The following is a 14,257-nucleotide window of genomic DNA, read 5'->3' as shown; positions in this document are numbered from 1 at the left end:
TATAATTTTCGTTGAGGAGTGAAATAAATGAATGAACATATACAGTTAATGATCGATTGGATTGATAAGAATTTGAAATGTAAATTCTCATTAGATGAATTATCTAATTATATGGGATATTCTCCTTATTACTGTTCTTTTAAATTTCATCAAGTAACAGGGATAAGTATTAGACGATATATTCTTCTCAGAAGATTGTATTTATCAACGGAAGATTTGGCGAATGATAGAAAGATAATTGATATCGCATTTGATTATGATTACTCTTCATAAGAGGCTTATAGTAGAGCTTTTAAAACTGTTTTTGGTATAACCCCAAGAGAATTCCAACTTAACAAAAAGCCCGTTCAATCAATAATGGCAAGGAGTGGTGTAGAATGAATTTTTCTAGAAAAATTGAAGTTGAACAGTTACGAAATGAAAAGAGTGAGCTGTTTGATAAAGATGTACTAAACATATTAAATGGTCAATTTATGTATGAAGAATTTAAAAGTGAAAAACTAATGGGAGAGTCTGATTACGCTCCATTTAATGAAGCAATGTGTGTAAATGCGACTACTACACAGGTTTTTGATGATGAGTTTATTAAAACAAGAGCAGAAGGACACCAAGGTACTGTAGAAAATTATATGAAAAAGGTTATTCATCCTTTAGAGAATCTTTTTAAGAAAGAGTATAAATGTATCGTTTTATGGTTTGGTGAGGATATGTTTTGCCAAATGAATCTACTTACCGTACTTTCTTACCTTGAACAGTCTGGTTATAAGGGCAAAGTATACTTAAATAGCTTCAGAGAGGATGAATTTAAAGTAAGTCAAATTGAACTTGAATTAGGGAACTATTTTTCTGTTTACAATGAAGTTCTAGTAAATCATAAAAAGCTATCTCATGAGGTACTACCTGTAATGTATCAGGCGATAGATTTATATTTAGAAATGCTAAAAGAAAATAATGTAGTAGTAAAGTATATCTCCAAAAATAAAGGTTTACCAACACAAGAGTTACTAAAAAGGTTGTTTAATCTTTTTCCAACAATAGGATATGGGGACCTACAATATATAGAGCTTATTAATAAAGTGAGATGAAAATTGAAAACTAATTAGAAGAAAATACAGTAAAAAGATGCACCTAAAAGGATAGGTGCATCTTTTTACTTATATTTGTTCAAGTAAATTTAATTCTTCTTCTACAAATGCCATTAAATCTTTAACTGTTTTTCCAGAAAAATCAAAGTGAATGCCGGCTGCTTCATACACTTCTTTAATAGTCTTAGTACTACCTAAAGACAATGCTTTTTTATAATTTTGTAGTGCTTGTTTAGGATTCTCTTTATATTGTTTATACATTTGCAGTGCACCGAGCTGTGCAATCGCATATTCGATATAATAGAATGGTACTTCAAAAATATGTAGTACAGGTAACCAGCCAGTTGCAAACCAGTTTTCATAACCATTAATATTTACTACACTAGATTGATAAGTTTTCTGAAGCTTTAAGTACTTTTCATTTCTTTCCTCAAATGTATGATTTGGGTTTTCGTAAAGCCAGTGTTGGAATTGATCAACTATTAGCATACCTGGAAGATAAGTAATAATATCTTTAAAGAAGTTAACTTTTGCTTGTTTCAAATCTTTTTTATCTTTATAGAATGCATCCCAATATTTTATCGAGAATAATTCCATTGTCATACTAGCTAATTCAGCTGTCTCAGCGGGGATTTCTATATATTGTCGTATCTTTAGTTGCTTTATACATTCATTATGGATGCTATGGCCCATTTCATGAATGAAAGTAAGGATGTCATCTTGTGTATAGTTAAGGTTCATAAAAATAAAAGATAATTGAGAAGCCGGTAAGTACTCACAAAAACCACCAGCTGCTTTACCTTTACGACTTCCTAAATCTAAGCAATCATGTTCATACATTCGGTTTAGTAGTTCCGTAAATTCATCATCCAACTTGTTGAAAATTTGAGTGCTTTTTTCAATTAACTCTTTTTCATTTTGAATAGGTTTTAACACTTTTTGATTGGGAGCTACAGCTACTACATCCCATGGACGAAGGATATCCACTTGAAGTTCATCTTTTTTCTCATTTAATATTTTATCTGTAAGTGGCACAACATATTGTCGTATTGATTCAGCCAGTTCATAGCAATCATCAGCCGTATAATCAAAGCGTTCATATTTTTTAAACATATAATCACGATAATTATTTAATTGAATGTTTTTTGCCTTTTGGTGACGGATTGTGATTAATTCATTTAAAATGGTTTGTAGTTCCTTTTCAACAAATAAGTACCGTTCAGAGATAAGTGTTTTTGCTTTTTTTCGTATATCACGATTCGGATCTTGTAAGTAAGATTGTAGTTCAGTAATTGTTTTTTCTTCGCCATTCCATATCGCAGTTAAACTCCCAGTGATTTCGAAGTACTCGGTTACTAATTTGTCTTCTTTTACTTCTAAATCAATGTTCTTTTCACAAAATAATGTTTGTGCATTCTTTATTTTTTTATCTAGTATGCTATAAGTTTTTGGATTAAGTAGCATTCGAAATGGTGATTCTAAATATTTATTATCATATGAATTTTGATAACGTTTTAAAAGTGGTCTTACATATTGTTGATCAAATTCAAACGTATCTTTTATTTCTTTGTTATCTGTATTACATTGAAAGTCAATATAGTGTGATCTTAATTGTTCTTCGATTTCCCATATTAATTTCGACTGTATTTTCAGCCAATTTTCTAAATCTTCTCCTGAAGAAATGGGTTTACTTAATAAAGTAGACAATTCGTTTTCTAGCTCATGTAGATTACGGATATCGATCGTATTAGAGTTCTGCATTATTTACCCCTCACTTTTTATTTACTCAAGGAGGTATTCTTCTTTTTCGCTATAATTCCTTTTTTGCCCAAAAAGTTTGTACCTATTACACCAAGAACAATCATAAGTGTACCGATGATATGGTAGTAGGCAATTTGCTCGTGTAAGAATACAACGCCTGCAATTATAGTAATAAGTGTAGATAAGTTACTAAAAACACTTATTTTAGCTGCTTCAATATAAGATAATGAATAGTTTAATAACAATGCTGTCAGTAAGGATGATAGTAATCCTAAATATAAAATGGAGATAAGAAATGTGCTGTTCGTAAATGGCTTAAAGTATACAGTTATTGTGCCTTTGTTTATATGGCTGGCGATAGCGATTAAATTAAAACTAATAAAACCAATCGCTGTCATTGTGTAGGTTAAATCCATTAACTTGAATTTCTTTGTCATTTTTCGGGCTAATACATTGTAGCAAGCAGATGATAATGCCGATAATAAAATGAGAATAACACCGATAAAGCTAGTTTTATGAGCTCCTATACCATTCATGATAAATATATAAATAACACCGATGACGGAAATAAGTACAGCTGTTTTTTGCCATGTATTCGTATACTCTTTTAAAAAATAGGAAGCGAGTATCATTGTAAATATAGGGATAGCAGCCTGTATAATTCCAGCTTCAGATGAACTTGTATATACTAGACCAAATGCTTGGAAAGCAAAGAACAGTGCTGGATAAAATATTGCAAGTGGTAAAAGGGCAAGTATGTTTTTGAATGATATATTTAACTTTACAAAACCGAAAATAACGGGAATGCTTGCAGTTACGAAAGCAATTGTAAAACGATGAGCAAGAGTATCAAGAGGGCTCGTAATGGTTAGTGCTAGTTTCACAAACATAAATGAAAATCCAATAATAAATGAATAGAGTAATGCTGATATATATGCTTTTGTTGTATTTTTCATAATTTCACCTCATAGTAGTTAATTTCTCACTGGCCAGTATACGTACATAGTAATCTTTATGATCTAGTGCTACAATGGGAACAAATACAAACTGTACCGGTACAAAAAATTGGAGGTGTAATGATGTATAAGTATTTACATGTTTTAAACGATTTAGAAAGTATGATTCAAAATGGAGAGATAAAAGAAGGAAAGAAATTACCGTCTATACGGTCACTCGTCACGCAATATGAATGTAATAAGGCCACAGTGATACGAGCGTTGCATGAATTAGAAAAGCGCCATATTATTTATTCTGTACCTCAAAGTGGATACTATGTTGTTAAGAAATCTGGAAGTTACATAGAGAATAACGAGATGATTGATTTTGCTTCTTCAGCACCAGATCCAGATGTTTTTCCATACTTAGATTTTCAACATTGTATTAATAAGGCAATTGATACATATAAAAATGATTTGTTTGTATACGGAACACCGAAAGGTTTACCATCATTAATTCCAGTCATTCAAAAACAACTGGCAAACTATCAAGTCTTTACAAAAGAAGAAAATATCTTTATTACGTCAGGTGTTCAGCAAGCACTTGTTATATTGACTTCTATACCGTTTCCGAATGGACATAGCACGATTCTAATTGAACAGCCAAGTTACCATTTATATATTGAATATGTAGAAACAAATAACATTCCTGTAATCGGAATTAAGCGTACGCATGAAGGGATAGATTTAAATGAACTAGAGAGGATATTCAGAACAGAAAAAATTAAATTCTTTTATACAACTCCAAGATTTCATCATCCACTTGGAACGTCTTATTCTAAAGATGAGAAAGAAAAAATCGTGCTATTGGCCAAGAAGTATAATGTATTTATAGTGGAAGATGATTATTTAGCAGATTTAGAAACAGATTCAAAAGCAGATCCGTTATATAGCTTACATAATTGTAATCATGTCATATATTTGAAAAGTTACTCGAAGATTATTTTTCCAGGTTTACGAGTCGGTGTGGCGGTTATTCCACCAGCTATTGCAAATGCTTTCCATAAATATAAAAAGATTTTAGACATTGATAGTCCAATGATATCTCAAGCTGCTTTAGAAATTTATATAAAGAGTGGCATGTTCGAACGCCATAAAAATAAAATTAAATCCTCCTATAATAATAGATCAAAAAAACTAGCAGAAACATTAGAAAAAGTGCATAATGAAAACCCACTTTTATTTAAATATAAAAAGTATAATACAATAGGAATCCATACTTGTTTAGAAATAGATAAAACCAGTGTTTTGGAAATGTTTTTACAAAAATTGAGTGATATTCAAATAAATATTGATACTATTGATAAAAATTATCTAAGGGATTTTCCTAAAGAAAGACTGTTAAAGTTAAATGTATCGAATGTAAAAGAAAATCAGATAGAAGAAGGTATACGCAAAGTAATTGAGGAAATCAAACAATCAAAACGTCTAAATTTTCAATTTAAAAAAGAATAATACGAATAAGGAGGTTTGTTGTGAGATACAAATTAATAACCTTGTTTATATGTATTACTATAGTAATTGGAGCGATGGTAGTTACTAAATATTATATAGAAGATGATCAATGCATAGCAGTTGGTATGTATTCAAGAGGTATAATCGTAGATCAAAATAACGAACCTATATCAAATGTGAAAATTTATGAGGATTCAATTGAAAGTAAGGAACGTAGTATTTCAAATGAACAGGGTGAATTTGAAATTGCAAATGGCGTTTGTGGTGACATTACGTTACAATTAGTTACTCCAAATAGCGAAATCTATACGAGGAAGTATGAAAGAAAGCATATACCCCAAGTTATAAAGTTGAATTATAAAAATGAAGGTGAATAAAATGAAACCATTACAAGGTAAAGTAGCAGTTGTGGCCGGAGCAACAAGAGGTGCTGGAAGAGGTATTGCGATGATGCTTGGAGAAGCTGGAGCAACTGTATATGTAACAGGAAGAAGTACAAAAGGGAATCTATCCTGTATGGGAAGAACAGAAACGATTGAAGAAACGGCAGAGCTTGTAACAAAGCAAGGCGGAATCGGAATCGCAGTTCGTGTTGACCATACAATAGAAGAAGATATTAAAGTTTTATTTACAAAGATTCAAGAAGAACAAAATGGACAGCTTGATATTTTAGTAAACGATGTTTGGGGCGGCGATCCTTTAACAGAATGGGAGAAACCTTTCTGGGAACACAACTTACATAACGGACTACTCATGCAACAAAGAGCTGTTCATTCTCATATAATGACAAGCCATTACGGTGTACCATTAATGGTACATAATAAAAAGGGACTTGTAATTGAAATTACAGATGGTGTCGATTATCAATACCGAGGCAATTTATACTATAGTTTAGCAAAAGTCTCAACAATTCATTTAGCAGAAGCAATGGCGAAAGATTTAGAACAACACAATATTACAGCTGTCGCAGTTAGTCCAGGATTCCTTCGTTCAGAAGCGATGTTAGATATATTTGGTGTAACAGAGGAGAATTGGCGAGACGGAGCAAAACAAGATCCCCATTTTATCGCATCTGAAACGCCTTTCTTCGTTGGGAGAGCAGTCGCAGCTTTAGCCAGCGATCCAAATATTCATGAAAAAACTGGCCGAGCGCTAAGTTCATGGGAATTAGGAAGGGAGTATGGATTTACAGATATGGATGGAAGGCGACCAGACTGGGGAAAATATTTTGAAGAAAATGTTTTAAATCAAAATTAATATTTTTAGAGCACTCAATAGCTGAGTGCTCTTTTTCTTTATACTGTAAATAAATAATAAAGTCCTCTTAAAAATAAAATCATTATTTAAGCATTGGTATAAATGAAATAATGTCAAAAATAAGGTGACAAATCCAACTTATCCAAATACTTTTTGAATTTTTCCATATATAATTTAGTGCTAATCTAACTGGGATTATAGTTATTAATAACTGCATTGGCACAAAACCATAAGCTGGAATATGCCATAAAGCGAACAACACACTACATATTAATGATGCCGTGCCAAATTTCAATCCTAATTTTTGTAATGCAATAATTATATTAGTACATAGCAACTCTTCGCCCATTAACATAAAGGGAACACGATATAAAATCATAGAAATACTTATGACTCCAGCAACAGAATTTTTAGTTGCAGGTTCAAAAATGTAGCTGAATATTAAGCTGGAACCCATACCCACGATTATAGTTAAAGGCACACCCCAAAGTAATGTCTTAAACTTAAAATGTTTAAATTGATCTAACGATATTTCCCCTAAAAAATAGTATCCTATAATTCCACATAATGCAACATTCCATAAAGCTTCAAGAATCATTTCTAATACTTCGGGCATATTATCCCCTAAAAATGCGAAGAGTTGATATACAATCCCAGAAATAATTAATAAACCTAAAGCCAAAAGAGATTTTGAATCAATTTTCTTCTCTGTTCCTATAATCTTTGTTTCCACAACAAGTCCTTCTTTCTTATTTTTTGTTAATTATGAATATATAATAGCACATTATTTTCCAAAATAATGGTAATTGAGACGGCATAATAATTTTATTTTTTCAAATCAGTAAGTCCAAGATTAGGAGATTCCTTGCAAGAGTCATTTACATCAAAACCTATTATTGATATCGTGATTGAATTAAAGTATTTTGAAAATGATGTGAAATAAAGCAATTATTAAAAAAAATAATAATCGCCCATCAAATTTATGAGTAGGCGATTATTGTATTTATAAATAAAACATTTTTAAAATTTCATTGAATAAATGGAAAAACATTACCAAACTAATGATATCCTTAAAGTATAGTTTTTATTTTGTATAGGAGGGTGATGAAGTCTATGGCGGTACGTATAGTCGATGATTTACAACAATTATCTTTGTTACTTATGTTTTTGAGTACATTAATATTTTACAGATACTTAAAGAAGATTAAACAAGAGAGAAAGCTGACTTTTTTCGAATGGACAATGTATTTTGTCACTCAATTCGCGACTTCCATTTGGGCAATTACTTATTTTATTAAATTCTTGTCTGAATCGTAAGTTACATTAAAAGATTTTAGTTTACTAAGTTATTGTTATCTATTAGGGATATAAATATAGTCCGTATCTAAGTCAATGACGATATCTCTCTTAATGTCTTCTTGTAATGACTTTGGAATGTTTTCATAATGATATCGTACACAAAATAAACTTAGAAGATCCTCATTAGATAACTCTTCATTTTCCACGTTAAAATACATTGTTTTTAACTCGCTAATAGAACAGTTATGGCCAATAACATACTCATTAATTCCATATCCATCAAATTCAATTATCATGTTATCACTGTTGAGTGCTAGCCAACATTATAGCTTTAATTTTGGATGAATCTTTCATATTGATTATTATAGCTTAAAGTTTAGTGTGAATATATTTTTATAAAGTGAGAGGATATCAATGGAACAATATAAATTAGTTTTAGAAGGCTCTAAACAACTGAAGTGGCAAACGGATAAAATTAGGCCATTACAGGATGATGAAATTATCGTTAAAACAATCGCAGGTGCAATAAGCATTGGGGCAGAGTTACCGCAGTATAAGGAGTCGGACATTTCAGATGGTAATCCTTTATATCCGAGAGAAACTGGATATGAAAGTTATGGTGAAGTTATTCAAGTTGGTAGTAAAGTAACAAATTTAAGCGTAGGCGATAAAGTAGTTTCTTTTTATGGGCATCAAACGATAGGAATAGTTAAGGGACATAAAGTAACTCGAGTACCTAGTTATATAAAGCCTAAAGTTGCCTTATTATCCATTCTGTCATGTGATGCTGCTAAAGGAGTATTAAAATTAAACCCACTACAGGATAAAAAAGTACTAATAACTGGCATGGGGGTTATGGGTTTACTCACATGTTATTTCTTAAAATATTATGTAGGTGTTGATCATGTGGATGTTGTTGAACCTAATAGAAATAGGAGAGAATTTGCAAAGAAATTTGGTGCAAAAAACATATATGATTCAGAAGAGAAAATAATAGAAACATATAGTTACGGTTTCGAATGTTCAGCTACAAATAGCGGATTCCGTACATTGCAAAAAGCACTTAACAGTAATGGTGTAATATGTATACTTTCTGATGGTAATAAAGTAGAACTAACATTAACCGCCGACTTTTATCGGAAAGAATTGCAAATCATTGGGTCAAGTGACGGATACGATTATCAAAAACATGCAGATTGTTTTTTTAGAAAAATAGAACAAACACCATTTATAGAAGAAATTTTTCAACATGAAATACATTATACTGCACTCATACAATGTTTTGAGGAACTGAGTCAAGGGATAATTAATCCTTTAAAAGTATACGTTTCATATGAATAATGAAAAACTAGCCAAATATTTGTCACATACCTTATATATGTCTTTTCTCAATTATGATATTCAAAATAAGAAGGAACACATATGAAAATTTTTGTAGCAGGTGCAACAGCACGTTCTTTAATACCAATGCCAATAAAAGAAGGTCATACTGTGTATGCAATGATTCGTAACGAATCACAAGTAGAAGCAATGAAGAAAGTTGATGCTTTACCAGTACTAGCTGGGAGAGAGGTGCTTCAAAGAATAAGGCACGTAAAGAGAATGGATACTTTAAAATATCATAAAAATCCTTTAATGGGAATACTAGTAACATTCACTATTAAAGGATTGGGCTGTAATGAATATACTTTTTGAAAGCATTATTTTAATCCTCACTGGAATTATTGTTTTAAAATTGACAGGTAGTAAATCTGTTAGCCAAATGACGAGAGCTGAAATTATTATTGTGGTTTCTATAGGTCGTATTATTGTAGAACCTATATTAAGTAGGAAAGTAGGCCCATCTATTTTTGCTGCCTTTATTTTTGCGGGTGTTTTACTTATTATTCATTTTTTTGAATTGAAATCACGAAAAGTAGAAAAGTTTCTAAATGGAAATAGCATTATTGTTATAGAAAACGGAGAAATCTTAAAAAAGAATTTATTACGCGCGAAAATGTCAGAACAACAATTATTTATGCATCTGAGAGAAAAAGGCATACATGAAATCAAGAATTTACAACAAGCAACTGTAGAAACGAATGGACGGATTGGGTATCAACTAACTACTAAAGCACAACCAGTTACTTTGGAAATGCTAGAAAAGCTTCTAGAGCAATGCAATCTGAAAAAATAGTTTTAGACTGAAAAGCGCTTCTTGTACATAAAGGCACTTTTCGCAAATGTGTAATAGTCCCTTCAGTAATCCTGAAGGGACTTTCGTGTTATCCAATTTACCGAGGGTGATGACGATCAATATTACGATTAACAACAACATTAAAGTTCATAAAAATAAACAGAATGAAAAATTGACAAAAAATGAGAATAGTAGTAATCTAACGTAAAACATACGCTACCGTATTTTATTGGAGAGATAATATGCAATTAACGAGGGAAGACTGGATAAAAGTAGGATTACAACAATTAGCTAATGAAGGAATACATAAAGTTCGCATTGAAGCACTTGCTCGATTGCTAAAAATAAGCAAAGGAAGCTTCTATCACTATTTTCGTGACCATCAAGAGCTTTTAGATTCTATGCTCGACTTTTGGGAAGTACATGCAACAAAGCTGATTGTTCAAAGTATGGAGCAACAGGATGCCTCTTTAGAACAGCTATTACAGATTAGTTTTAATCGAGATAAAAAAATTGAGAATGGTATTTATGCTTGGGCTAAATATGATCCTGTTGTGGCAACACGTTTAGTAGATATAGAAGAACAAAGAATTTTTTGTGTTGCAAAATTGTATCAAAAAATGGGCGTAGACGAAACTGAATCAATTGATCGAGCGAGACTTGCCTATTTAACGTATGTAGGATGGATGACAAGGTTTGAAGCAAATCCTAATTTTGATATTGATAAAATGGTTGAGCTTTTAACTTCTTTCAGCGGGTGTCCAAACATCCATTGAAAAAAGTAAAGCCTCCGGACGCAATTATGCTGAGGCATAATTGATTATTCGATAATAAATGTCCCTAGTATGGTTATAAAACCTGAAGGGACAAAATTTCCACTATAACATACGGTAGTGTATGTTATCTTTGAAGTTACGAAATTGGGGGCGAATAAATGAAATTACTATTAATAGTAGTAGCTGTGGGGCTTCTGTGGTTTATCAGTTTTTTGCATATTTATTGGGCTTTTGGAGGTCGATGGGGTTCTGCTGCTGTTATCCCAGTAAAAGAGGGAGAACATAAGCCTGCTTTTACTCCGAGAATATGGGGAACATTATTCGTAGCCATTCTTATTCTATTAGCTAGTGTCATTATTGTTGTTCAAGTAGGTTATTTACAGGGGTTCGAAGCAAATAGTTTATCTAAAATCGGAAGTATTGTCTGTGCTTTAGTTTTCATTGTTAGGGCAATTGGTGATTTTAAGTTTGTTGGATTTTTCAAAAAAATTAAACATTCTCAGTTTGCTAGATATGACACTTGGTTCTATAGTCCATTATGTTTATTCTTTGGTTTTGTCTATATCATGTTGTTGTTTTAATAAGTATAATGAATCCCCTATAAAATAAATTTTATGCAGGAAGAAAACACCTCTTATTGAACAAGTAGTAATAAAAAGAAGTTTGAGCATAGCAATAGAGCAATACTGGTTCTGGTGACAGCGAAGTCCGCTATGATTAGTCATTTGTGTTTAAAAAGAGGATAGATAGGGCGAATTTATTCAAGCTCTTCTATCCTTTTAATTTTTATAAATCTAATGTATGACATTAGATAAGAATTCACTATTAATAATAGGTTCAGCTTATATCTTGACTTTTAATAAAATTTTAAAGTGCTGGTTTTTTATTGTGTGAATAATAGGTTAGTTGTTGTTTTGGAGTTTAAATCATTGATTTAAACTTAGCAATGGTATCATGTAACCTTTCTAATCCAATCAACATATCTTTATCATTTAACATTGAATAACTAATTCGCAAATGATTATATTGAGTTTCATGGTTTAATAGACAAGCTGTTCCAGGTAAAAAAGAAACATCTACTTCATTTGCTTTTTGTAATAATGTAAAAGGATCGATTGACCGAGGGAGTGTAACCCATAAGTTAAATCCACCATTAGGTATTTCAAATTCTAATTCTTTTAATGGAGATAATATATCAATTGTTAAATCACGTCTAATTTGTAAAGCTGTACGTAATTTTTCTAAATGATTTTTCATTCGTTCCGCCCGTAAAAAAGGAAGTAGTGCTTTCTGCGTTAATAAAGGGCTACCAATATCCATAGAAGCTTTCACTGCATATAACCATTCAAAAATAGGACCTTCAGCTGCAAGCGCCGCGATGCGAAGGCCTGGTGCTAACGTTTTACTAAATCCTTTTAAATATATAACATGACCATTTGTATCAAAGCTTTTTATGGGGGGAGGTACTATAGCATCCTCAAAATAAATTTCTCCGAAAGAGTCATCCTCAATAATGAAGAAGTTATATAACTCTGCTAGTTCTACAAGCTCTATTCTTCGTTCTTTACTCATCAAAGTACCTGTTGGATTCTGAAAAGTAGGATTCACATATAACAAGACAGGATTTTTCCTTTGACAAATATCATCGATTAAGTCTGAGCGAATTCCGTTTTTATCAAGACTAACAGGGATAATTTGAACTCCTTTATTAACAAATACATCAAGCGCCGCTCCATAACATGGACTTTCTACTAAAACTAAGTCTCCGGGCTTTAATAATGTTTGAGCGATTAAATCAATTCCTTGCTGGGCACCACTTGTAATTAATAATTGAGATGGATCTGTAACTAATTGTTGGTGTTCTTTTAAGTAGTTTGTTATTTCCACTCTAAGTTCTTTATCACCTTGAACAGGTCCGTATGTTGCCAGTATCATTTGATCCTTATTAAGTAATTTGTGCATTTCATCTGAAAGAAACGGATTTGGTAATAAACGTGGATAAAGGACTGCCTGTGAAAAATCGAAATATTTACGGTGTTGGTTCATTACATATTGAGAACGCATAACATTAATGGATTTCGTTTGTTGCCATTGATATGGAATTGGTTTGAAATCTTTATTCACACGTTTATGTATATAGGCACCTTTTCCTTGCTCGATCCGTATATAACCTTTCGTTTCTAACTGTTTATAAGCTTTACGAACAGTTAATAAACTAATTTGCAAATCATTGGCAATAGAACGTAAAGAAGGGAGGTAATCGTTATGTGAAAGCATCCCGCTTTGAATTCTTTCAACAATTTGCATATATATTTGTTGGTAATATGGTATGTTGGATTCTTTACGCAGTACTATCTTCATAGAATCACCTGTTTTTCTTTTTAATTCAATTAAAGCGAAAAACATGGAGGGAATCAACTATATTTTTATTCAACTGTTATATGCGTTGATACACTGTTATACACCATATCCTCTATACTCATTTCAAGAGTAAAAAGGAGGAAGAAAAATGGTCATTTTAAATTATATTTTAGTATGTATTATTTTTGGAACGACATTTTTAACGATAAAAATTGGAATAGAAGCGGGCGCACCACCATTATTTTCAGCTGGAATTCGTTTCTTTTTGGCGGGCCTTATTCTCATTATTATTTTTAAATTAAAGAGAAAGGATATTATGCCTTACTTATTATCAAAACGTATTATATATGCTGGTTTTTGTTTAACATTTATGACATTCGCGACCCTTTACTGGGCAGAACAATATATTTCTTCTGGATTAGCTGCAGTTCTATCTGCTACGGGTCCAATGATGATCTTGCTATTACAATCAAGGCGAAACAAAACAAAATTGCAAAAAGAACAACTTGTCGCTTTAGTTATAGCACTCCTTGGTGTTTTTTGTATTTCTTTATCTGGAATGCATCAAGAACTTACATTCATATGGAGTATCGCTTGCCTTGTTATATTAGTAGGAGAGTTGTTTTATGGAATAGGTTCTATTCGTTCAAAAGAAATACTTTCAGATTTACCTAGCGTATCACCATTTCTCATTAACGGTATTCAAATGTTTTATGGAGGAATGTTGCTGTTAATTGTATCTATCGTAATGGAACAGCCTAATCTAACAATCTTAACATCTTGGAATGTACAATGGCCAATTTTATATCTTATATTTGTAGGGTCTATCGGTGGACACGGTTTATATTACTGGCTTTTATCAAAAACAAATCCTGTATTCCCATCAACGTGGTTATATGTATCGCCGTTAATCGCTGTTATTGTAGGGTATTTTGTATTAGGAGAACCATTAAATCCTACAATGGGAATTGGTGCTTGTTTAATCTTGATTGGTGTGTTTTTAGCAAATCGTTCTACACTTGGGGTTTATTTTAAGCAAGGAAGGTTGTTAAAAAAAGAGATGTAGTTAAAGTTTAATGATGTGGAAAACAG

General features: G+C 31.8%; 17 protein-coding genes. 12 read left to right on the top strand and 5 right to left on the bottom strand.

Annotated elements, in window-relative coordinates; translation table 11 throughout:
- The first annotated feature begins 27 nt into the window (after positions 1 to 27).
- Entirely contained in the window at positions 28 to 273 is a 246-nt protein-coding gene (locus JTF23_RS21315) for a helix-turn-helix domain-containing protein (RefSeq protein ID WP_204209629.1), read from the top strand.
- A gap of 104 nt (positions 274 to 377) precedes the next feature.
- Positions 378 to 1,085, top strand: a complete 708-nt coding sequence (locus JTF23_RS21310; protein WP_204209627.1) for an AraC family transcriptional regulator — start codon at positions 378 to 380, stop codon at positions 1,083 to 1,085.
- 69 nt (positions 1,086 to 1,154) lie between these two features.
- Here JTF23_RS21310 and JTF23_RS21305 read toward each other — a convergent pair whose 3' ends face one another.
- The gene (locus tag JTF23_RS21305; protein ID WP_204209625.1) at positions 1,155 to 2,846 is read right to left on the bottom strand and encodes a M3 family oligoendopeptidase; all 1,692 of its coding nucleotides are present in this window, start codon (positions 2,844 to 2,846) and stop codon (positions 1,155 to 1,157) included.
- A gap of 17 nt (positions 2,847 to 2,863) precedes the next feature.
- The gene (locus JTF23_RS21300) at positions 2,864 to 3,802 is read right to left on the bottom strand and encodes a DMT family transporter (RefSeq protein WP_204209623.1); all 939 of its coding nucleotides are present in this window, start codon (positions 3,800 to 3,802) and stop codon (positions 2,864 to 2,866) included.
- Between the two features lie 123 nt (positions 3,803 to 3,925).
- On the opposite strand from JTF23_RS21300, the gene JTF23_RS21295 reads away from it, so the two are divergent.
- Genes JTF23_RS21295 through JTF23_RS21285 form a run of 3 tightly spaced genes read left to right on the top strand, consistent with a single transcriptional unit; the run spans position 3,926 to position 6,553 of the window.
- Positions 3,926 to 5,296, top strand: a complete 1,371-nt coding sequence (locus tag JTF23_RS21295) for an aminotransferase-like domain-containing protein (RefSeq protein WP_204209622.1) — start codon at positions 3,926 to 3,928, stop codon at positions 5,294 to 5,296.
- 20 nt (positions 5,297 to 5,316) lie between these two features.
- Complete coding sequence (locus tag JTF23_RS21290) at positions 5,317 to 5,673, top strand: carboxypeptidase regulatory-like domain-containing protein (RefSeq protein WP_204209620.1); 357 nt, start codon at positions 5,317 to 5,319, stop codon at positions 5,671 to 5,673.
- 1 nt (position 5,674) lies between these two features.
- Complete coding sequence (locus JTF23_RS21285) at positions 5,675 to 6,553, top strand: SDR family oxidoreductase (protein WP_204209618.1); 879 nt, start codon at positions 5,675 to 5,677, stop codon at positions 6,551 to 6,553.
- Positions 6,554 to 6,635: 82 nt separating this feature from the next.
- On the opposite strand, the gene JTF23_RS21280 is transcribed toward JTF23_RS21285, so the two are convergent.
- The gene (locus JTF23_RS21280) at positions 6,636 to 7,286 is read right to left on the bottom strand and encodes a CPBP family intramembrane glutamic endopeptidase (RefSeq protein ID WP_204209617.1); all 651 of its coding nucleotides are present in this window, start codon (positions 7,284 to 7,286) and stop codon (positions 6,636 to 6,638) included.
- A 380-nt stretch (positions 7,287 to 7,666) separates the two neighbouring features.
- Here JTF23_RS21280 and JTF23_RS21275 point away from each other — a divergent pair, with 380 nt between their 5' ends.
- A complete protein-coding gene (locus tag JTF23_RS21275) occupies positions 7,667 to 7,870 on the top strand; it encodes a hypothetical protein (protein ID WP_204209616.1) in 204 nt (67 codons plus the stop codon).
- A 35-nt stretch (positions 7,871 to 7,905) separates the two neighbouring features.
- Here the strand turns inward: JTF23_RS21275 and JTF23_RS21270 are convergent, their stop codons facing one another.
- On the bottom strand, positions 7,906 to 8,148 hold the full coding sequence (locus JTF23_RS21270) for a hypothetical protein (RefSeq protein ID WP_204209615.1): 243 nt from the start codon (positions 8,146 to 8,148) through the stop codon (positions 7,906 to 7,908).
- Positions 8,149 to 8,266: 118 nt separating this feature from the next.
- Here JTF23_RS21270 and JTF23_RS21265 point away from each other — a divergent pair, with 118 nt between their 5' ends.
- The 5 genes from JTF23_RS21265 (at position 8,267) to JTF23_RS21245 (ending at position 11,385) form a co-directional block, all read left to right on the top strand.
- Positions 8,267 to 9,193, top strand: a complete 927-nt coding sequence (locus tag JTF23_RS21265; RefSeq protein ID WP_204209614.1) for a zinc-binding dehydrogenase — start codon at positions 8,267 to 8,269, stop codon at positions 9,191 to 9,193.
- Between the two features lie 81 nt (positions 9,194 to 9,274).
- The gene (locus JTF23_RS21260; RefSeq protein ID WP_078182362.1) at positions 9,275 to 9,547 is read left to right on the top strand and encodes a Rossmann-fold NAD(P)-binding domain-containing protein; all 273 of its coding nucleotides are present in this window, start codon (positions 9,275 to 9,277) and stop codon (positions 9,545 to 9,547) included.
- Complete coding sequence (locus JTF23_RS21255) at positions 9,531 to 10,028, top strand: DUF421 domain-containing protein (protein ID WP_002085380.1); 498 nt, start codon at positions 9,531 to 9,533, stop codon at positions 10,026 to 10,028. The genes JTF23_RS21260 and JTF23_RS21255 overlap by 17 nt, the downstream gene beginning before the upstream one ends.
- Before the next feature lie 242 nt (positions 10,029 to 10,270).
- The gene (locus tag JTF23_RS21250; protein ID WP_204209613.1) at positions 10,271 to 10,804 is read left to right on the top strand and encodes a TetR/AcrR family transcriptional regulator; all 534 of its coding nucleotides are present in this window, start codon (positions 10,271 to 10,273) and stop codon (positions 10,802 to 10,804) included.
- 158 nt (positions 10,805 to 10,962) lie between these two features.
- Positions 10,963 to 11,385: a DUF3995 domain-containing protein gene (locus JTF23_RS21245; protein WP_002136501.1), complete on the top strand. Its 423-nt coding sequence runs from the start codon at positions 10,963 to 10,965 to the stop codon at positions 11,383 to 11,385.
- 340 nt (positions 11,386 to 11,725) lie between these two features.
- Here JTF23_RS21245 and pdxR read toward each other — a convergent pair whose 3' ends face one another.
- Positions 11,726 to 13,165, bottom strand: coding sequence for a MocR-like pyridoxine biosynthesis transcription factor PdxR (pdxR, locus tag JTF23_RS21240; protein WP_204209612.1), 1,440 nt, complete (start codon positions 13,163 to 13,165; stop codon positions 11,726 to 11,728).
- 148 nt (positions 13,166 to 13,313) lie between these two features.
- Here pdxR and JTF23_RS21235 point away from each other — a divergent pair, with 148 nt between their 5' ends.
- Positions 13,314 to 14,231 carry a DMT family transporter gene (locus JTF23_RS21235; protein WP_204209611.1) on the top strand — a complete coding sequence of 306 codons (918 nt, stop codon included), beginning with the start codon at positions 13,314 to 13,316 and terminating at the stop codon, positions 14,229 to 14,231.
- The last annotated feature ends 26 nt before the right edge of the window (positions 14,232 to 14,257 follow it).

This window comes from Bacillus sp. RIT 809 (assembly GCF_016892495.1).
Classification (GTDB): Bacteria; Bacillota; Bacilli; order Bacillales; family Bacillaceae_G; genus Bacillus_A; species Bacillus_A cereus_U.
This window is presented reverse-complemented; position numbering and strand designations above follow the sequence as displayed.